The sequence below is a fragment of the Lysobacter enzymogenes genome, assembly GCF_900106525.1.
Taxonomy (GTDB): Bacteria; Pseudomonadota; Gammaproteobacteria; order Xanthomonadales; family Xanthomonadaceae; genus Lysobacter; species Lysobacter enzymogenes.
Genome location: NZ_FNOG01000001.1, coordinates 717,008 through 735,947 on the forward strand (window position 1 = coordinate 717,008; position 18,940 = coordinate 735,947).

General features: G+C 69.2%; 13 protein-coding genes and 2 pseudogenes. 7 read left to right on the forward strand and 8 right to left on the reverse strand.

The features are described 5' to 3' along the window. Window positions 1-229 precede the first annotated feature (229 nt). The 4 genes from BLU84_RS03120 to BLU84_RS03135 all read right to left on the reverse strand — a co-directional run bounded on the left by BLU84_RS03120 (window position 230) and on the right by BLU84_RS03135 (window position 6,235). A complete protein-coding gene (locus BLU84_RS03120) occupies window positions 230-895 on the reverse strand; it encodes a YceH family protein (RefSeq protein ID WP_074862785.1) in 666 nt (221 codons plus the stop codon). Between the two features lie 108 nt (window positions 896-1,003). After that, window positions 1,004-2,695, reverse strand: a complete 1,692-nt coding sequence (ybaL, locus tag BLU84_RS03125) for a YbaL family putative K(+) efflux transporter (protein ID WP_074862787.1) — start codon at window positions 2,693-2,695, stop codon at window positions 1,004-1,006. Window positions 2,696-3,280: 585 nt separating this feature from the next. Then, entirely contained in the window at window positions 3,281-3,601 is a 321-nt protein-coding gene (locus BLU84_RS03130) for a hypothetical protein (protein WP_074862790.1), read from the reverse strand. Between the two features lie 198 nt (window positions 3,602-3,799). After that, complete coding sequence (locus BLU84_RS03135; protein WP_074862795.1) at window positions 3,800-6,235, reverse strand: TonB-dependent receptor plug domain-containing protein; 2,436 nt, start codon at window positions 6,233-6,235, stop codon at window positions 3,800-3,802. 205 nt (window positions 6,236-6,440) lie between these two features. Here BLU84_RS03135 and BLU84_RS03140 point away from each other — a divergent pair, with 205 nt between their 5' ends. The 4 genes from BLU84_RS03140 (at window position 6,441) to BLU84_RS03155 (ending at window position 13,654) form a co-directional block, all read left to right on the forward strand. Next, on the forward strand, window positions 6,441-8,315 hold the full coding sequence (locus BLU84_RS03140) for an ABC-F family ATP-binding cassette domain-containing protein (protein WP_074862798.1): 1,875 nt from the start codon (window positions 6,441-6,443) through the stop codon (window positions 8,313-8,315). 1,296 nt (window positions 8,316-9,611) lie between these two features. Next, complete coding sequence (locus tag BLU84_RS03145; RefSeq protein WP_074862801.1) at window positions 9,612-11,723, forward strand: hypothetical protein; 2,112 nt, start codon at window positions 9,612-9,614, stop codon at window positions 11,721-11,723. Between the two features lie 146 nt (window positions 11,724-11,869). Then, window positions 11,870-13,150, forward strand: coding sequence for a cation:proton antiporter (locus tag BLU84_RS03150; protein ID WP_074862804.1), 1,281 nt, complete (start codon window positions 11,870-11,872; stop codon window positions 13,148-13,150). 183 nt (window positions 13,151-13,333) lie between these two features. Then, on the forward strand, window positions 13,334-13,654 hold the full coding sequence (locus BLU84_RS03155; RefSeq protein ID WP_074862807.1) for an FmdB family zinc ribbon protein: 321 nt from the start codon (window positions 13,334-13,336) through the stop codon (window positions 13,652-13,654). A gap of 147 nt (window positions 13,655-13,801) precedes the next feature. Here the strand turns inward: BLU84_RS03155 and BLU84_RS29000 are convergent. Next, a pseudogene (locus tag BLU84_RS29000) lies at window positions 13,802-13,852 on the reverse strand (DUF6053 domain-containing protein); the annotation flags it as partial. 207 nt (window positions 13,853-14,059) lie between these two features. Here BLU84_RS29000 and aspS point away from each other — a divergent pair. The 3 genes and pseudogenes from aspS to BLU84_RS03165 all read left to right on the forward strand — a co-directional run bounded on the left by aspS (window position 14,060) and on the right by BLU84_RS03165 (window position 16,520). Next, the gene (gene aspS, locus BLU84_RS03160; RefSeq protein WP_074862809.1) at window positions 14,060-15,826 is read left to right on the forward strand and encodes an aspartate--tRNA ligase; all 1,767 of its coding nucleotides are present in this window, start codon (window positions 14,060-14,062) and stop codon (window positions 15,824-15,826) included. Between the two features lie 39 nt (window positions 15,827-15,865). Continuing rightward, window positions 15,866-15,934 (forward strand): annotated as a pseudogene (locus BLU84_RS28185) (DUF6053 domain-containing protein); the annotation flags it as partial. A gap of 52 nt (window positions 15,935-15,986) precedes the next feature. Next, entirely contained in the window at window positions 15,987-16,520 is a 534-nt protein-coding gene (locus BLU84_RS03165) for a GNAT family N-acetyltransferase (RefSeq protein ID WP_074862811.1), read from the forward strand. A gap of 5 nt (window positions 16,521-16,525) precedes the next feature. Here the strand turns inward: BLU84_RS03165 and BLU84_RS03170 are convergent, their stop codons facing one another. The 3 genes from BLU84_RS03170 to BLU84_RS03180 form a co-directional block, all read right to left on the reverse strand. Continuing rightward, complete coding sequence (locus tag BLU84_RS03170) at window positions 16,526-16,804, reverse strand: hypothetical protein (protein WP_074862813.1); 279 nt, start codon at window positions 16,802-16,804, stop codon at window positions 16,526-16,528. 227 nt (window positions 16,805-17,031) lie between these two features. Further along, on the reverse strand, window positions 17,032-17,508 hold the full coding sequence (locus BLU84_RS03175) for a hypothetical protein (RefSeq protein ID WP_074862815.1): 477 nt from the start codon (window positions 17,506-17,508) through the stop codon (window positions 17,032-17,034). Between the two features lie 40 nt (window positions 17,509-17,548). Further along, entirely contained in the window at window positions 17,549-18,748 is a 1,200-nt protein-coding gene (locus BLU84_RS03180; RefSeq protein WP_083382273.1) for a LamG domain-containing protein, read from the reverse strand. Window positions 18,749-18,940: the final 192 nt, after the last annotated feature.

The following is an 18,940-nucleotide window of genomic DNA, read 5'->3' on the forward strand; positions in this document are numbered from 1 at the left end:
GCATATGCGGTGCCGCAGTCGCGGCTCGCGCCGCTCCTACAGGTAGCCCACCCGACATTCGCGTAGTTGCGGCAGCCCCCTGTAGGAGCGGCGCAAGCCGCGACCGCGCCAATGCGAACGCCGGCGTGACTGGTCGAAGGTCGTGGAAATCGCCCGCGCGAGACGAGCGGCGCAGGCATATGCGGTACCGCAGTCGCGGCGCGCGCCGCGCCTGCAGCAAGCCAACCGATCAGGCGCCAGCGGCTTCCAGGCGCGCTTCCAGTTCGGCCACCTTCGCTTCCAACGCGGCGATGCGCTCGCTCAGCGCCGATTGCGCCGCCGGGCTGGCCAGCGCCGGGTCGGCGCCGGAGGACGCCGCGGTCCATTCCGGTTCGCCGCACAGCAGGTGGCCGTAACGGTCTTCGCGCTGTCCGGACTGCCGGCCCAGCAGCTTCACCAGCGGCGGTTGGTGCTGGGCCAGGCGCTCCAGCGCGTATTGCACGTCGCTGGCCGATTCGAACTTGGCCATGCGCTCGCTGCGGGTCAGCAGTTCGTTGACGGTCTGCGGGCCGCGCAGCATCAGCAGGGCCAGCAGCACGGTCTGCGGGCGGGTCGCATCCAGCGCGGTGCCGGCGCGGTGGCTGTAGCGTTCGGCGCGCGGGGAATGGTGCGACTTGACCCAGCCGCGCGGCTCCAGCTGGCGCAGCGCGTGCGCCACTTCGCCCTGTTCCAGGTTGCTCACCGGATCGCGCGAGGTCTTCTGGTTGCAGGCCACCACGATCGCGTTGAGGGTCAGCGGGTACACGTCCGGCGTGGTCGCTTCCTTCTCGATCAGCACCGCGACCACGCGCGCCTCGGTCGGGGTCAGTTGCGGCTCGGCGGAGGCTTCGGTGTCGGAGGTGTCGATATCGCTCATGGCTGCGGGTCGCCGGCTACGGTGGTGGAAGGGGCGCCGGAGTGCGCTCCGGCAGCCGCCGCCGCGGACCCGGTGGGCCGCGGCGGCGAACGCATCAGGCTACCGCCCTCACGCCAGCGCCGTCGACGGCGGCAGGTGGCGCGCGCCGCGGTACACCGGTGCGGCCAGGACCATCTCGGCCAGGCTGTGGGCCAATTCGCGCTCGGCCATCACCGCGCCGTCGGCGCCGTGCTCGATCAAGTGCTTGACCTCGTTGTCGCTGTGCGCGCGCGCGACGATGCTCAGGTTCGGGTTGATCTCGCGCAGCCGGGCGATGATCTCGCCGGCCTCCAGCGCCTGCGGAATCGCCAGCATCGCCGTGGTCGCGCGCTCGGGCACCGCTTCGCGCAGCACCCGCTCGTTGACCGCGTTGCCCAGGATCGCCGGCAGGCCCGCGGCGCGCGCCTTGGCGATCAGGCTTTCCTCGCCGTCGATGACCACTATCGGCACCTTCTGCTCGCCGAGCAAACGCGCCAGCTCGCTGCCGACCCGGCCGTAGCCGATCAGGATCACGTGCTTGTCGATGTCGGCCGGCACCGGCGGGGCGACCGGATCGGTGCGCGCTTCCTGCAGCGCCGCGGCTTCGCGCGCGTTCTTGCGGTCCAGCCAGGCGAACAGCAGCGGGTTGACCACGATCGACAGCAGCGCGCCGGCCAGGATCAGGTCGTGGCCTTCCTTCGGCAGGATCTCCAGGTCCATGCCCAGGCCGGCGAGGATGAAGGAGAACTCGCCGATCTGCGCCAGGCTGGCGGAGATCATCAGCGCGGTCGAGTTCGGCTTGCCGAACGCGCGCACCAAGGCGTAGGCCGCGACCGACTTGCCGATCACGATGATCGCGAACACCGCCAGCACTTCCAGCGGTTCCTTGAGCAGGATCTGCGGATCGAACAGCATGCCCACCGAGACGAAGAACAGCACCGCGAACGCTTCGCGCAGCGGCAGGGTCTCGTTGGCGGCCTGATGGCTGAACTCGGATTCGTTGAGCATCATGCCGGCGAAGAACGCGCCCAGCGCGAACGACACGCCGAACAGTTCGGCCGAGCCGAACGCCACGCCCAGCGCGATCGCCAGCACGCACAGAGTGAACAGTTCGCGCGAGCCGGTGCCGGCCACGCGCTCGAGGATCCATGGGATCACCCGGCGGCCGACGATCAGCATGAAGGCGACGAACGCGCCGACCTTGGCCAGGGTGACGAACAACTGGCTCCAGATCTGGCTGGTGTCGCCGGCTTCGCCCTTGAGCAGGCCGGCCAGCGCCGGCAGCAGCACCAGGGCCAGCACCATCGCCAGGTCTTCGACGATCAGCCAGCCGACCGCGATGCGTCCTTTCGATGTTTCCACCAGGCGCCGTTCTTCCAGCGCGCGCAACAGCACCACGGTACTGGCCACCGACAGCGCCAGACCGAACACCAGGCCGGCGCCGTGCGACCAGCCCAGGTAATACGCCATGCCCCAGCCCAGGGCTGTGGCGACCGCGATCTGCAATATCGCGCCCGGTAGCGCAATGGCTTTGACTTCGAGCAGGTCGCCCAGCGAGAAATGCAGGCCGACGCCGAACATCAGCAGGATGACGCCGATTTCCGCGAGCTGCGGCGCGAGCGTTTGGTCGCCGACGAAGCCGTGCGTGAAGGGGCCGGCGATGACGCCGGCGATGAGGTAGCCCACCAGCGGCGACAGCCGCAGGCGTTGAGCGATCATTCCGAAGATGAAGGCCAGGACGAAGCCGGCTACCAGGATCGCGATCAGGGACGTGTGGTGCATCGGCTCTCCTGTGGTCTGGTCTTTGAAGAATGTGTGCTGAACGATTCAGATGCAAGTCTTTCTCGTTCGATTCATGCTCGCAAACGATTGTTTCTGCGAGATTTTTCCTCGCCGGCCCGGTGTCGCGACGCGCGCCGGGCGGACCCGCCCGCGCCCGCGCGGCAAGGCCTGCGGTAACGGAGGCATAGCGGGTTTTATGCCTGCGCGCCGGTCGCTCCGGCGTGATGCGCGAGGATGAACCGGGATTCATCCCCGCGCCGTCGAGACGGCGGCGGCGGGCGGATTTGCGCGAAACGCGCGAGGGGGGAAGGCTGGAAGGCGGAGGCGGGCAGGGCCCGTGTCCGCGTGGTTGCCGGGGGCTCAGACCGCGGGGGCGGCGGATGGTTCCCGGGGTGGGCGCGAGCCGCGACCGCGACACCGCAATAACGACGTACCGCTGTGCGGCCGAGTTGCTGCGCCGATAAGCCTGCGCCCACGATGAAAGCCGCTCGTCCGCAACAAAAAGGCCCCGCACGCGGCGGGGCCTTCCGATCGCCGCCCAAGGCAACGGGCGGGTCGACGTCGATGTCTTGATTCGTCGATGCGTTACTGCGCGCTGCGCCGCGCGTTGCGGTCGTCGGCTGCGACGGCCGCGTCCGCCGCCGATGCAGGCGCGGGCCCTGCGCCCGTGGTCGCCGGCAGCGACAGCCGCACAGCCAGGGGATTGGTGCAGAAGGTCTCTTCGCACAGTTGCCGCGATTCCTCGCAGGCCTGGGCCTTTTCCGTGGTGTCGGCGGTTCTCATGCAGCGCACGTAGAGCCAACCGCAATCGTTGCAGGCCGCGTAGGCGCTGGAGACCGGCAACAGCGCGGTCACCGCGGTGATCGAGGCGAGCAATACGGGGGTCAGCAAGGCGGACTTGGACATGACGTTCCTTCCCATGATTGCGCCGAGTCGTTCGGCCTGGGGAGGCTAGCATCGACGCGGACGGACAACGTGGCGCGGCGCACAATGCGCGCAGCGAGCGCGCAGAAGGAACGAGCGTGCGCAAACCGGCCGCTTGCGCTGGTTCCCGCACGCTCGTTCCTGAAAGCCGGGGGCGGCCTTACGCCGGCCCCGGGCGCATCACCACTTGTACCCGACCTTGGCGTAAGCGAACGCGCCGTTGAACCCGAACGGCGCGTAGCTGGTGTACGGCAGCTGCCCGCTCTCGCTGTTGGCGTAGATCGATTCGTCCGGGTACTCGTTGAGCACGTTGTCGCCGCCGACGGTGAACTCCCAGCCGTTCACCGCGTAAGTGGCGGCGAGGTCCAAGGTCCACTTCGCCGCGAAGGTTTGATCGCGGATGCCGCTGGGGTCGTCGTTGAAGGTGTGGAACTCGCCGTAGCGGGTGGCGGTGGCGTCGAAGCGCCAGCCGTCGCGGTGCCAGCTGCCGCCGAGGAAGAACTTGTCGCGCGGCGCGCCCTGGGTGATGCGGCCTTGTTCGACCCGGCCGATGCGCTGCAGGTTGAGGCCGCCGGCGGTCAGCTCCGGCGGGTTCGGCGCGATGCGCTCCAGCGTGGTCTTGTTGCGGTTGTAGCCGGCGGTGAGGTCGAGCGCGCCGCCGGCCAGTTCGAACTTGTAGCTGCCGACGATGTCGATGCCGCGGGTGCGGGTGTCGACCGCGTTGGTGAAGTAGCGGCCGCCGTTGATGCCCGGGTAGCCGCGCGCTTCCAGGAAGCTCGCCACCGCCGGGCCGCGCAGGTTTTCCGAGAGGATGATGCGGTCGTCGATGTCGACCTGGTAGGCGTCGACGGTGATGTACAGGCCTTCGACCGGCTGCAGCACCAGGCCCAAACCGAGGTTGGTGGATTCTTCGGCCTTCAGCGGCTCGGCGCCGAGCGCGATCGCGGCCGGGTCGTCGACGGCGAAGGTGCGCACCTGGAACGGGTTGGGATCGCCGAGCACGATCACCGTCTGGGTCGACTGGTAGAACTGCTGCTGCAGCGACGGCGCGCGGAAACCGGTCGAGACCGTGCCGCGCAGCGCCACCTTGTCGGTGAACGCGTAGCGCGCCGACAGCTTGCCCGACGTGGTTTCGCCGAAGTCGCTGTAGCTCTCGTAGCGCGCCGCCGCGCCGAGCGAGAGCTTGTCGGTGACGTCGGTTTCCAGGTCGGCGTAGAACGAATAGCTGTGGCGGTCGCGGCGGCTGGCGTCGGACGGGGTGAAGCCCGGGAACACCTGCGCGCCCGGCGCGCCGGGTTCGGGGCCGGCGATGTAGGAAGCCGGCTCGCCCGCGCCCTGGTCGAACTTCTCGCCGCGCCATTCCGCGCCGAAGGCGACGGTCAGCGGGTATTTCAGCCAGCCCACGTCGAAGGCCTTGTTGAAATCGGCGTTGAGCACGTTCTGGGTGGTTTCCAGGGTGCCGATATAGAAGCTGCGCGGCGAGGCGACGCCGAGGGTGCGGTTGAGGCTGTGGCGCACGTCGAAGTCGAGCTGGTTCTGGCCGTAGTTGTAGCTCAGGTCGAGGTTCCAGCCGCCGGCGGTCTGCCCGCGCAGGCCGAGCACGAAGGCGCGATCCTTGCTGACGTTGTCGATCTGCGGCAGGAAGCCGTCGGGATAGATCGACAGGATGTTGTTGGGATTGCCCGGCGCGCGGTAATAGCCGTTGGAGATCGCGCGGCGGCGGCTGGCGGTGCCGAAGGAATAGAACTCCACGCCCTCGGCGGCCTGGTACTGCGCGTTGTAGGCGAACGCGGCCTGGTCGATTTCCGGATCGCCGTAGCGGTGCACTACGCGGCCCTTGGGGTTGCTGGTCGGCGTGACCGGGCCCAGGTAGGGCCGGGCGCGGTTGGTGTTGTCGCTGTGGCCGCCCTGCGCGGCCAGGTGCACGCTGCCGTTCTCGCCGAGCTTGAAGCCGGCATCGCCGGAGAGCTGGTATTGCTCGCCGTCGCCGGCGCTGTACTGGCCGTAGCGCGCGGCGACCGAGCCGCCTTCGCCCGCGCCCTTGAGCACGATGTTGATCACGCCGGCGATGGCGTCGGAGCCGTACTGGGCGGAGGCGCCGTCGCGCAGCACTTCGACCCGCTCGATCGCGGCGATCGGGATCGCGTTGAGATCCACCGGCGAGGAGCCGCGGCCGATGCTGTCGTTGAGGTTGATCAGCGCGGTGGTGTGGCGGCGCTTGCCGTTGACCAGCACCAGCACCTGATCCGGGGCCAGGCCGCGCAGCTGCGCGGGGCGCACCGCGTCGGTGGCGTCGGTGATCGCCGGGCGCGGGAAGTTCAGCGAGGGCAGGGCGCGGGCCAGCGCGGTGGCCAGTTCGACCGTGCCGGTGGCCTCCAGGGTCTGCGGGGTGATGATGTCGATCGGCGCGGTGGATTCGGCCACGGTGCGGTCGGACACGCGGGTGCCGGTGACGATCAGGGTGTCGAGGTTGGTCGCGGCGCGCTCGGTCTCGGCCGGGGCTGCGGCGGGCGCATCGGGCGCGGGGGCCGGGGAGGCGGCCAGGGCCGCGGGAACGAACGATGCGGCGAGGGCGAGCGATACGGCGCGGCTGAGCAAGGACGGGCGGCGGTGCATGGAGACTCCGGGCATAGCGATCGGGGAACGTCGGGCCGAGCGCGACCGCGCGGCCGGCCCGGGTGGGCGCTTTGCCGCGAAAGGCGAGCTCGTTGACGCGTGGGGGCGGTCTGAGGCCGGTGTCCGGATTATTCGACGGCCGCCCGCCGCGCGGCCGAACCGATCCTCATGAGCAAATGCCGATCAGTCATGCGACCATATCGGCATGATTGCTTTCCGTGATTTCGCCATGCGGCGCGGCGAACGCCTGCTGCTGTCCAACGTAGACCTGACCCTGCATGCCGGCTGGCGCGTGGGCGTGATCGGCCGCAACGGTACCGGCAAGTCCTCGCTGTTCGCGGCGATCCAGGGCGAGGTCGAGGCCGATCGCGGCGACATCGAGGTGCCCAACCGCGTGCGCATCGCCAGCGTCGCCCAGGAAACTCCGGCGCTGGACGATCCGGCGCTGGATTTCGTGCTGTCCGGCGACGCCAACGTCTACAAGGTCATCGTCGCCGAGCGCGAAGCGGTCGAGCGCGAGGACTGGGAAGCGGTCGCCGACGCTCACCATCAGCTCGAAGAACTCGGCGGCTACGACGCCACCGCGCGCGCCGGCAAGCTGCTGCACGGGCTGGGCTTCTCCGCCGACACCCACGAGCGCGCGGTCAAGGAGTTCTCCGGCGGCTGGCGCGTGCGCCTGAATCTGGCGCGCGCGCTGATGACGCCGTCCGACCTGCTGCTGCTCGACGAACCGACCAACCACCTCGACCTCGACGCGGTGCTGTGGCTGGAGCAATGGCTGCTGAAATATCCGGGCACCTTGCTGCTGATCTCGCACGATCGCGAGTTCCTCGACGAAGTCACCACCCACACCCTGCATCTGCACGACGGCAAGGCCAAGCTCTACACCGGCGATTACACCGCCTTCGAGCGCCAACGCGCCGAGCACCTGCGCCTGCAGCAGATCACCCACGAAAAACAGATGGCCGAACGCGCCCATCTGCAGAGCTTCATCGACCGCTTCAGCGCCAGCGCGGCCAAGGCCAAGCAGGCGCAGTCGCGGGTCAAGCGCCTGGCCAAGATGGTCGGCACCGAGGCGGTGCGGGTCGAGCGCGCGATGCGCATCGAATTCCCCGCGCCGACCAAGCTGCCGCACGCCCTGCTGCGCCTGATCCACGCCGATTGCGGTTACGGCGATCACGTCGTGCTCGACAACGTCAGCTTCATTCTCGAGGCCGGCGATCGCATCGCGCTGTTGGGGCCGAACGGCGCGGGCAAATCGACCCTGGTGAAATCGCTGGTCGGCGAACTGGATTTGCTGACCGGCGAGCGCGGCGGCCATCCGGACCTGCGCATCGGTTACTTCGCCCAGCACACGGTCGAATCGCTGCACGCCGGCGTGAGCCCGATCGACCATCTGGCCGAAATCGCTCCGGGCGTGGCGACCCAGCAGTTGCGCGACTTCCTCGGCAAGTGGAATTTCCCGGGCGATCGCGCGTTCGAATCGGTCGACGGTTTCTCCGGCGGCGAGCGCGCCCGCCTGGCGCTGGCGCTGATCGCGTGGCGCAAGCCGAACGTGCTGCTGCTCGACGAACCGACCAACCACCTCGACCTGGACGTGCGCGAGGCGTTGGCCGAAGCGCTGTCGGATTTCCCCGGCGCGATCGTGCTGGTGTCGCACGATCGCCACTTGATCGGTCTGGTCTGCGAAACGTTCTGGCGCGTCGCCGATGGCGTGGCGCAGCCGTTCGACGGCGATCTCGACGCTTACGCGGTGTGGCTGCGCACGCGCGACAACAGCAACGACGGCAAGGGCGCGGCCGCGGCCAAAGCCGCCGCCGCTGCCAGCGCTGCGGGCAAGGCCGCGCCGGCGGCCGGCAAGGGCGGACGCAAGGTCAACCCGGTCAAGCTGGCCGAGGCCGAGAAGCGCGTGGCCGAGCTGGAATCCAAGCTGCATACGCTGGACATGGATCTGGCCGATCCGACCAAGTACGCCGGCGGCGGCGACAATGCCGCCGAGTTGGCGCGGCAGCGCGAGCAGGTTGCGGCGGAGTTGGAGAAGGCCGAGGCGGCCTGGATGGGGTTGTACGACGGGGCGTGATGCCTGTTGTCGGGGCGGTGGGGTGCGTTGTCTTGGCGTATCCCCACGTCCGTCATTCCAACCGAAGCGACGTAGCTCCGCCGAACGTACCCGAAGACCCGAAGCCCCCAACCTGTCATTCCGGCGAAAGCCGGAATCCATGTCGCCTTGCTGTTGCCGTCGCTCTTCGCTCCCCCCGCCGCCCCGAACTCGCCACAGGCAAATAGAGACCCGAAGGGCGGCGCGCAGGACGCGCGCCGTGCGCCACCCAGGCCATGGATGGCCTGTGTGGCGCATCCCTGCGCAAGCTCCGACCCATAGTGGCTCTTGATTCGAAAACAAGGAAAGCGCCTTTCTTTGGTTACTTTCTTTGGCAAGACAAAGAAAGTGACCCGGCCGCTGGCGGACGGAAGCTTTGGATTGCGGCTTGTCCTCACTCGTTGACCGAGTAACGACGAAAGCCCCCGCGGAACGCCCCCTGTAGGAGCGACGCAAGTCGCGACTGCGAGAACGCAGCCATTGCGAAGGTTTCGTCGTAGTTGCGTTGGCGCGGTCGCGGCTCGCGCCGCTCCTACAGTCGGATACGAAACTGGCCGGAGCCCTTGTAGGAGCGACGCAAGTCGCGACTGCGAGAACGCAGCCATTGCGAAGGTTTCGTCGTAGTTGCGTTGGCGCGGTCGCGGCTCGCGCCGCTCCTACAGTCGGATACGAAACTGGCCGGAGCCCCTTGTAGGAGCGACGCAAGTCGCGACCGCGCCAACGCACCTACGACAAACTTCACCTAAGCCCGTCGGTTGCGCCTGACGACAAGCCAAGATCAACAGCTTCCGTCCGCAAGCGGCCGGGTCACTTTCTTTGTCCAAAGCAACAAAGAAAGTAACCAAAGAAAGTGCTTTTCCCTGTTTCGAATCAAAAGCCACGATCGCTCGAAGCCTGCACAGGGATGCGCCACACAGGCCATCCATGGCCTGGGTGGCGCACGGCGCGCGTCCTGCGCACCGCCCTTCGGGTCTGCGATTGCCTGTGGCGAGTTCGGGGCGGCGGGGGGAGCGAGGAGCAACAGCAACGGCGACTGCAATGGGTTCCGGCGTTCGCCGGAATGATGCAGCGGGTCTTTATGCAGTTCGTCCTCGAATTCGTGCAGTTCGGCGCCGCATCGGCCAGCGAAACACTTTTCCCATAGTGAAGCTGCGGGCGCTTCGGTAGATTCGCGGCGAAGACGGGTTCGGCCATGACAGGGTTGTCGCGGCCATGAAGGCGGCCGGCTGCGCCGCCGCCTTGCAAGAGCGATGTCTTCGCAGTCTGGGGAATGACACTATGCAAGCAGGGAAGAGCTTGGCGGCCGCGATCGCGGTAGCCCTGGGCGGCGTCGCGCTGGCGGCCGCTGTATCGGATCGGATCGCCGACGGCGCGTACGCCGCCGCGCCGATGCAGGCCGTGGTATCGGCCTCGAACACAGGCCGTGCACCGGCCGCCGTCGCCGCCGCAGGCGACGAGGCGCCGGTGCCGTTCGCGTTGACCTTGCACGGCGAGATGGCCGGGCTCGCCGCCGGCGCGCCGGCCACCGCGACAGTGTCGATCGGCGGCCGCAGCTATCCGGCCACGGTGCAGGGCAACGCCTACACCGCCGCCTTCACTGCGCTGAGCGGCGACGAGATGGTCGTGGTCGAAGTCGCTTCCACCCGCGCGCGCTATCGCTCCGCGCTCGGCAGCGCGGCGCGCCTGGCGGCTGCGGCCGGCGGCGATGCCGAAGTGACGTTGGCCGAACGCGCGTCGTTGCGGGTGTCGCCGTTCAGCAGCGCGCTGGCGTTCATGGTCAACAAGGCGCTCGGCGGCCGCGACGCGGGGTCCGATGCCGAATTCGAAAACATCACCCGCTCCATCGTCGGCCAGCATCTGGCGACGGCGGCGTACATGCTCAACGGCTGGACCAGCGGCGCGTTCCCGCTGCCGCAGGGCTATACGGACGGGCAGCAGGCGCTGGAAGCGCCGGCGGCGGTTTACAACCAGGCCATCATGCAGGCCAACTCCGCGCCGGCGATGGCCTATCTGTACGACAACGCCGACAACGTAGCGTTGACCGGCCTGACCCAGTTGCCCGAGGCGATGGCCATGCTCGGTCCGGTGCCGCTCAACGAAGCGTCGGTGGCGGTGTCGGACATGCAGGTGCTGTACCGCCAGAGCAACGGCGTCGATTACGCCCTGTTCGAAGAAGAGCCGCTGGTCAATCATCCGCGCTACAGCGCGGCGCTGACCGCGCAAGGCACGGTCGCGCTGACGCCGGTCGGCGCGGCCGGTTCGCGCAACGCCCTGCGCGCGGTCCCGGTTGCTGGCGGTGGGTCGGTGCAAGTAACCGTGCAGCGGGTTTCGCGCGGGCACGAGTTGCGGCGGTTGGTCGTCGGCGACGTCTACAGCCTGTGGATGTCGCGTTCGCTGTGGTTCGACAGCCACCACTCCGCGACCGCCGATTTCGAGCAGGAGTTTCCCGCATATTCGTGGTGGTCGGCCTTCGACCTGAAAGCGGTCGCGGCGGCGCATCCGTGGTCGCAGTTGCTGAGCGATCCGCTGGTTTCGCCCACGTACTTCCTGCCGACCCCGTGCAACAGCAACCGCCGCGCCGCGCACCTGCCGGCGTTCGGCAAGTGCGAACACCGCGAGCATTACTTCGGTCGGGCCGGCACCGGCTACGTCTTCGCGCCGCCGACCGTCAACGACTCCATGGGCCTGGACCTGCCCAACAGCGCGCGCAATTTCACTCCCGATCTGGCCGGCGGCGCGTTACGGATCATGCAGGCGCCGGTCAACGGCCAGCCGTTGCCCAGCGCCACGTTCTGGCGTTACGAAGAGGGCGATGCGCTGCGGCGCCCGGTGATCTACCTCAGCAGCACCAGCGGCGGCTACATGGCCGGAGCCAGCATGGCGCTGATGCCGGAACACGATGTGTCCTTCTCCAAACCGGCGGGCTCGTGGCGCGGGCCGTCGTCGCAGGGGCGGTTGGCGTGGAATCCGCTGCCGACCAGCACGTTCGAGATCCGCCGCCTCGCCTCCGGCGTGCAGCGCGACGTCACCGTGTTCGACAACGGCGGCGAGCCGTTCACGCCGGGGCGCTGGTATCCGACCGTCGTTCGCGGCGTGTCCGACTATCAGTACACGGCCAAGTTCGGCTCCAACCTGCCGCGGCCCGTCGCCGACTGCGCCAGCGCGTTCGCGACCGGCGCCAGCGAATGCGCGCCGAGCCGGGTGCGCCATTTCCGCGCGTTGCAGCGGGTCGGCACGCGCCTGTACGGCGTGGTCGACTTCTATTCCAACGCGGCGTTGAAGCCGGCGGGCTATAGCGGCGCCTACGAGGTCAAGTACATGGACTCGCGCGCCGATTACATCGAATGCGTCTCCGGCGAATGCCTGACCGAAGTGCCCGCCACGCCGTAAGTTTCAGTCGGATTGGGCCCGGTCCCGCCGCAAGCGGGGCCGGGCTTTTTTATGCGCGCGGGGCAACGGCCGGCCGGCGCCGGCTTGTCGCCGCCTAGACATCGCCTCGCTTATCGTCCCGCCCTGATTTCGCAACAGGGGGCCGCATGAGCCGCGAACTGATCTATCTGCTGCTGATCTTCGGCCTGCTGGTCGTCCCGCGCGCGCTGCAGCGCTACAAGATCCCGGCGCCGCTGACCTGCCTGCTGTTCGGCATCGTCGCGATGCTGGCCTGGGGCGACAAATCCCACGACAGCGTGGTGGCGATGCTGGCCACGCTCGGCATTTCCTCGCTGTTCCTGTTCGCCGGGCTGGAGGTCGAGCTGCGCGCTTTGCGCAAGGGCTTGTGGCCGCTGGTCGCGCATTTGTCGATCCGCACCGCGACCTTGCTCGGCGTGGGCTGGCTGGCCTGGCGTTACGCCGGCATGGGTTGGCAGGCCGCGGGCCTGCTGGCGCTGGCGCTGCTGACGCCGTCGACCGGTTTCATCCTCGACTCGCTGGCGCGGCTGGGCCTGGACGAGGAGGAGCGGTTCTGGGTCACCAGCAAGGCCATCGCCGGCGAGCTGCTGGCGCTGGTGGCGCTGTTCGTGGTGCTGCAGGCCAGCGATCCGGTGCACATGGCGCTGTCGTCGATGGCGCTGATCGCGATGCTGGTCGGCCTGCCGCTGGCGTTCGTCGCGCTCGGGCGCTGGGTCGCGCCGCACGCGCCGGGTTCGGAGTTCTCGCTGCTGGTGATGGTCGGCCTGATCGCCGCGTTCGCCACCGCCAAGCTCGGCGTGTATTACCTGGTCGGCGCGTTCGTGGCCGGGCTGGTCGCGCGGCTGCTGCGCGAGCGCATGCCGCGCCTGGCCTCGGACGAGAACCTGCACGCGGTGCGTTTGTTCGCCTCGTTCTTCGTCCCGTTCTATTTCTTCAACGCCGGCACCAAGGTGCCCAGCGGTGCGTTGAGCTTCCAGGCGCTGGGGCTGGGCCTGTTGCTGACCGCGGTGGTGTTGCCGCTGCGGGTCGGGGTGGTCTGGCTGCAGCGGCGCGCGCTGTTCGGCGAGAAGCACGGCGCCAGCCTGCGGGTGTCGGTGGCGCTGGCGCCGACGCTGATCTTCACCCTGGTCCTGGCGGCGATCCTGCGCGACCGCTTCGCCCTGCCGGACGCGTGGTTCGGCGCGTTGCTGCTGTACGCGACCCTGACCACGATCCTGCCGTCGCTGGTGTTCCGCGCGCCGTTCGACGTCGATCCGGTCGAGGACCACGGCCCGCGCCATCCCGACGACGCCGGCGACCTGCGCCGGCGCGAGGCCGCGGCCGGCGTCGCCGCGGCGGAGCCGGAGCCGACCGCGGTGCCCGCCGCGGCGGCGGCCGCCCGGCCCGATCCGCACCCGCCGGGCGCTTGAGGCGCGGCGCGGCTGGCGCAGAACCGGCCGCTTGAGGCCGCTTCGGGCCCGCAGCGCTCGGATCGGGGCCGAAATCAGGCCGAAACCGCGGCAAACCGGCCCGCATCGGCCGTCGCGCGCTTGCATCGGCGCCGCCGCGCCCCAAACTAGCCAGCCTGAGTCGGCTTCCCCAAGTTCCCCGCCATGCCCATCTACGCCTTCCAGTGCCATGCCTGCGGCCACACCTTCGACCGCCTGCAGAAGCTCTCCGACCCCGATCCCTCGGTCTGCCCCGAATGCGGCGCCGACCAGGTCGGGCGCCAGCTGACCGCGCCGCAGTTCCGCCTGGCTGGCGGCGGCTGGTACGAGACCGACTTCAAGAAGGACGGCGACAAGAAGCGCAACCTGGCCGGCGAAGGCAGCACCGGCGCGGGCGAGTCGAGCAAGCCGGCGGAGAAGAAAGCCGATCCGGCGCCGGCGGCCGCTCCCGCCCCGGCCGCCAAGCCGGCGGCCAGCGGCAGCTGACGCCGCCCGGCCCGCCGCGATGGCCGCAAGGGCGCCGCGAGGCGCCCTTTCTGTTTGTGGCAGGGCCTTGAGGTCTGTTTGTGGCAGAGCCTTCAGACCCAAGGCTCTCGTCCTTGTGGGAGGGCCTTCAGGCCCGAGGCTCTTGGCTCAGGTCGCGGCGATCTGAGCCAAGAGCCTCGGGCCTGAAGGCCCTCCTACAAAGTCGAAAGCTTCTGGCTTGAAAGCCTGCCATGACCGCCGCCCGGGCCAATCGCCGCGGCGCCTGGACTAGAATGTCCGGCCCCGGCCTGAGCGCCGGCGGGACGGCTCCGGCCCGGCTTCGCGCCGCGGTCCCTGCGAGCCGCCAGCGGCACAACCCCCACGATCCAACGATCGGCCCGCCCGATCGACCAATCCGGAGCTTCCATGCGTACCCACTTCTGCGGCCTCGTCGATGAGGCGCTGATCGGCCAGACCGTCACCCTGTGCGGCTGGGTCAACACCAACCGTGTGCAAAGCCACGTGGTGTTCACCGATCTGCGAGATCACGAGGGCGTGGTCCAGATCGTGGTCGATTCGGACATGGGCGAGCTGTTCAAAAGCGCCGGCGACCTCAGCGTGGAAAGCTGCGTGCGCGTGACCGGCACCGTGCGCGCGCGCGGCGCGGCCAACGACAAGATCCGCAGCGGCAAGGTCGAAGTGCTGGCCGCGCAGATCGAAGTGCTCAACAAGGCCGAGCCGCTGCCGTTCCACGCCCACGAGAACGCCGGCGAGGAAACCCGCCTGACCTATCGTTACCTGGACCTGCGCCGTCCGGAAATGCAGAAGATGATGCGCACCCGCATCCGCCTGGTGCAGTCGCTGCGCCGCTGGCTGGATGCGCGCGGCTTCCAGGACATCGAAACCCCGATCCTGACCAAGGCCACGCCGGAAGGCGCGCGCGACTTCCTGGTCCCGGCGCGCATGCACCCGGGCGAGTTCTACGCGCTGCCGCAGTCGCCGCAGCTGTTCAAGCAGATCCTGATGGTGGCCGGCTTCGATCGCTACTACCAGATCGCGCGCTGCTTCCGCGACGAAGCGCTGCGCGCCGACCGCCAGCTCGAGTTCACCCAGCTCGACATGGAGTTCGCCTGGGTGTCCGAGCGCGACGTGCAGGACACCGTCGAGGGCATGATCCGCGAGGTGTTCAAGGAAACCATCGACGTCGAACTCGACGCCGAATTCCCGCGCATGACCTATGCCGAAGCGATGCGCCGCTACGGTTCGGACAAGCCCGACCTGCGCATCGAGCTGGAATTCGTCGACATCGCCGAACTGGTCAAGACCTGCGAATTCAAGGTCTTCACCGATTGGGCCAACCACGCCGACGGCCGCGTGATCGCGCTGCGCGCGCCGGGCGCCGCGGGTTGGTCGCGCAAGCAGATCGACGAAGCCGGCGCGCATGCGGCCAAGCACGGCGCCAAGGGTCTGGCGTGGATGAAGGTCGAGGATCTGAGCAAGGGCCGCGAAGGCATCAACTCGCCGATCGCGAAGTTCTTCGACGATGCGACCTTGGCCAAGATCGTCGAAGTCGCCGGCGCGCAAAGCGGCGACGCGATCTTCTTCGGCGCCGCCGACTACAAGACCGCCAGCGACTTCATGGGCGCGCTGCGCCTGAAGCTGGGCCGCGACCTGAACCTGGTCGGCGCAGGTTGGAAGCCGCTGTGGGTCACCGACTTCCCGATGTTCGAGTGGGACGAGGAAGCGCAGCGTTACGTCGCCCTGCATCACCCCTTCACCGCGCCGGCGGTGGACGACATCGCCGACCTGCGCGCCAACGCCAAGACCGCGGTGTCGCGCGGTTACGACATGGTCCTCAACGGCAACGAGATCGGCGGCGGTTCGATCCGCATCCATCGCCCGCAGATGCAGTCGGCGGTGTTCGACCTGCTCGGCATCGGCGCGGAAGAGGCCGAAGCCAAGTTCGGCTTCCTGCTCGACGCGCTCAAGTACGGCGCGCCGCCGCACGGCGGCATCGCCTTCGGCATCGACCGCATCGCCGCGCTGATGGCCGGCACCGAGTCGATCCGCGACGTGATCGCCTTCCCCAAGACCACCACCGCGCAGTGCCTGATGACCGGCGCGCCGTCGCCGATCCCGGACGCGCAGCTGGCCGAAGTGCATGTGATGGTGCGGCCGAAGGATCCGGCCTGAGCTTAGCCGCGGCCCGGCCGATGCCGGGCCGCTTCGGTGGTGGGAGGGGCTTCAGCCCCGATGCTTTCCGCTCAGGTCGTCGCGATCTGGTACGAAGGCGTCGGGGCTGAAGCCCTTCCCGCATTTAGAATCCCCAGCATTACCGCTTTCGCACTCGCCCATGTCCGCGAACTTCGCCATCCGCCGCGCCACGCCTGCCGACACCGCTGTGTTGGCCGACATCTCCGCACGTTGCTTCGTGGTCACTTTCGGCGATTCGTATCCGCCGATCGATCTCACCGGCTTCCTCGCCGAAACCTATTCGCACGAAGCCATCGGCGCCTTGCTCGCGAACCCGGCGTGCGCGGCGTGGCTGCTCGAGCGCGACGGCGTCGCGGTCGGCCACGCGCTGGCCGGCGCCTGCGGCTTGCCGCATGCGGACGTCGCGCCCGGCGACGGCGAGCTCAAGCGCCTGTATTTGCTGCCGGAAGCGCAGAACGGCGGCTGGGGCGGGCGTTTGTTCGAAACCGCGCTGGCCTGGCTGGAGCGCGACGGCCCGCGCACGCTGTGGATCGGCGTGTGGTCGGAGAACTACGGCGCGCAGCGCTTTTACGGCCGTTACGGCTTCGAGAAGGTCGGCCACTACGAATTCATCGTCGGCGACACCCGCGACCACGAATTCATCCTGCGGCGGGCGGCTGTCGCTGCCGGCTGACGCGGTCAGCGGCGCAAGCCGCCTGCTGCGGCGCGTGGGCGCAACAGGCGCCGTACCGCGAAGAAGGCGAGCGCGGGCAGCAGCAGGTACAGCAGTACCCCCAAGACCCGGGCGAGGATTTCGGGTACGCCCGCGCCCCAGGCCAGGCCGAAGGCGATCATCTTGATCGCCGCGACGGGGTCGAAGCGCGTCCACAGCGGTGCGCTGTCGATCGCCGGAGAAAGGTAAAACGCGAGCGCCGCGGCGACTGCGATGGCGGCGGCGAGGGCGAAAAGAGTGCGCATGGGCGTCCTGGGTATGGGATCGCGCAGTCGTGCGGCGATCCGGGCAGGGGCCAGCATGGGCAAGCGGCGACGCGCACGGCAAGCCTCAGCGCGCAGCGCGATTCATGCCTGCGTCGGGTTTCGCACGTCGATGGCATGTTGCATGCGCGGCATCCGTGCCGCAGCGCGCAGTCGCGTTCGCGCTGCAGTCCGCGCGACGCCGGCAGGCGGCGGCGCGCGGGCCGGACTCACTTCGTTTCGAGCAGCACGTTCAACGTCGTCGCATCCAACACGCCGCGCTTTTGCCCGAGCTTGAGCAGCATCGATTCCAGATCCGCCGCCGCCGCCGACACCCGCGTCGCTGCGGTCGCCGACTTGAAGTCGGTCGCCGCGGCGGTGTCCACGCTCAAGCGCTGGCCCTTCACCGTCGCCGCTTGCGGTCGGGCTTTCTCGGCCGGGCCGCCGACGTGTTCGATCAGGATGCCGTTGTAGCCCAGCACTGGTTCCGCCGCCGCGCCGGCGCGTGCCGGTGCGGCCATGGCGTCGCCCAGGCGGCTTTCTATGGCGCGCAACTGCGCTGGGTCGGTCACGGTCAGCTCCGGGTTCGGCCGGCCCGAATACACCAGGTAAGTGATGCGCAGCCCCGGCGCGTCGGCGGCGTGGGCGAACAGCGGCGCGGCCGACAGGGCCGCGGCGGCGAGCAGCAGGGTAAGGCGCGAGCGCATGGCGGTTCCTCGTGCGGAGACGGTGGCGGCGCGGGCGATGTCAGTTGACCTGTTCATGGCCGCTCCCTTCGATGCTGTCCGACCAGACCCGGTAGAACCCGCAGAAATCGCTGTACGGCCCGCGGTTGGCGTTGCGCGGGTCGGCGATTTCGTTGCCGGAGTTGTCGCGGTTGGTGGCCGCGGTCTGGCCCGGCTTGTGGGTCCACTTGCCGTTGCCGTCGCGACGGTACCAGTGGTAGTCGTAGCCCGGCGCCACCACCAGCGCGACGACGTTCTTGTAGCTGGTGGCGTTGATGGCGCTGTCGGCGAGCGGCTCCAGGCCGTCGCGTTCGGCCGCCGCGCGCACCGCTGCGCAACTCATCGAACCTGCCTGCCCGCCGCCCGAGGCGCGGCCGGGCTGGGCGAAGGTGTTGGTGGCGCGGCCGTTGGCGTAGTTGTAGCAGTTGTTGTAACGCTGGCGGGTGCCGCCGTCGTTCCAGTAGGTCGGCTGATAGCTGGTGCGGCCGGGGAACATGATGTCGCCCAGGCCGCCGCCGGCGTCGGCCGGCAGCGCGCGGTTGTAGACCAGCACCTCGTCGGCGCGGTCGTTGAAGCGGTAGGACGCGGTGTCCTTGTGCCCGCCGATCAGGAACGGCCGGGTGGTGTTGTCGAGATTGGCCGCGGTCGGCGTGGGCTGCGCGGTGGCGCGGCGGCCGTCGACGTAGAACGAGATCGTGTACGGCGCAGCGCTGCGGTTGACCACCGCGGCGATGTGGTGCCAACGGTTCGGCGCCAGGCTCACGCTGCCGTCGGACACGTGGTTGGCCCAGGCGCTGCCGTCGTTGAGCTGGAGCAGCAGGTTGCGGCCCTGGTCGATGCCAAAGGCGTAGCCGCGGCCGGCGCCGTCGCCGCGGTTCTCGATCAGGGTCTTGACCCCGGACGAGCCCGGCGCGGCCAGCCGCACCCACGCGGCCACGGTGAAGCTGCCGGTGCCGACGTTGAGGTTGCTGGAGTTGGGCACCTCGACGTACTTGCCGCCGCTGAGATCGGCGCCGGTGCCGAGCCAGCCCCACGAGGACGCCGCGCCGCCGACCACCGCGCCGTTGCGGCCGAAGCCGCTGGTGTCGGGCGCGGCGTTGCCGGACAGGTCCAGATGCCATTCGCCGACCAGGCCGTTGCTGACCCGGGGCGGCGCCGCCTGCGCCGCCAGCATCGGCGCCAGCGCCAAGCCCAGCGCCAGGAACCACGAAGATCGATTCATAACCCTACCTCGGGGGCGCGCCCACGCCGGACGCCGCGCGAATCTAGGAGCGCGGCGCGCGCGCGACCGTGACCGCGCGCGCGGCCGCGGCGATGCGCGCGCGGCGGTTCGCGGTTATGTGCGCTGGGGCGGCTGCGAAGCGCGACCCCGGGCGGGTCGGTTCAGGCCGGTCAGTTCACGGCCGGCCGGTTC

What these genes read in the sequence shown, in the direction of transcription:
- BLU84_RS03170 (WP_074862813.1), bottom strand. Translation starts at nt 16,804, where the DNA reads ATGCGCACTCTTTTCGCCCTCGCCGCCGCCATCGCAGTCGCCGCGGCG.
- BLU84_RS03165 (WP_074862811.1), top strand. Translation starts at nt 15,987, where the DNA reads ATGTCCGCGAACTTCGCCATCCGCCGCGCCACGCCTGCCGACACCGCT.
- aspS (WP_074862809.1), top strand. Translation starts at nt 14,060, where the DNA reads ATGCGTACCCACTTCTGCGGCCTCGTCGATGAGGCGCTGATCGGCCAG.
- BLU84_RS03120 (WP_074862785.1), bottom strand. Translation starts at nt 895, where the DNA reads ATGAGCGATATCGACACCTCCGACACCGAAGCCTCCGCCGAGCCGCAA.
- BLU84_RS03155 (WP_074862807.1), top strand. Translation starts at nt 13,334, where the DNA reads ATGCCCATCTACGCCTTCCAGTGCCATGCCTGCGGCCACACCTTCGAC.
- BLU84_RS03130 (WP_074862790.1), bottom strand. Translation starts at nt 3,601, where the DNA reads ATGTCCAAGTCCGCCTTGCTGACCCCCGTATTGCTCGCCTCGATCACC.
- BLU84_RS03175 (WP_074862815.1), bottom strand. Translation starts at nt 17,508, where the DNA reads ATGCGCTCGCGCCTTACCCTGCTGCTCGCCGCCGCGGCCCTGTCGGCC.
- BLU84_RS03180 (WP_083382273.1), bottom strand. Translation starts at nt 18,748, where the DNA reads ATGAATCGATCTTCGTGGTTCCTGGCGCTGGGCTTGGCGCTGGCGCCG.
- BLU84_RS03150 (WP_074862804.1), top strand. Translation starts at nt 11,870, where the DNA reads ATGAGCCGCGAACTGATCTATCTGCTGCTGATCTTCGGCCTGCTGGTC.
- ybaL (WP_074862787.1), bottom strand. Translation starts at nt 2,695, where the DNA reads ATGCACCACACGTCCCTGATCGCGATCCTGGTAGCCGGCTTCGTCCTG.
- BLU84_RS03140 (WP_074862798.1), top strand. Translation starts at nt 6,441, where the DNA reads ATGATTGCTTTCCGTGATTTCGCCATGCGGCGCGGCGAACGCCTGCTG.
- BLU84_RS03145 (WP_074862801.1), top strand. Translation starts at nt 9,612, where the DNA reads ATGCAAGCAGGGAAGAGCTTGGCGGCCGCGATCGCGGTAGCCCTGGGC.
- BLU84_RS03135 (WP_074862795.1), bottom strand. Translation starts at nt 6,235, where the DNA reads ATGCACCGCCGCCCGTCCTTGCTCAGCCGCGCCGTATCGCTCGCCCTC.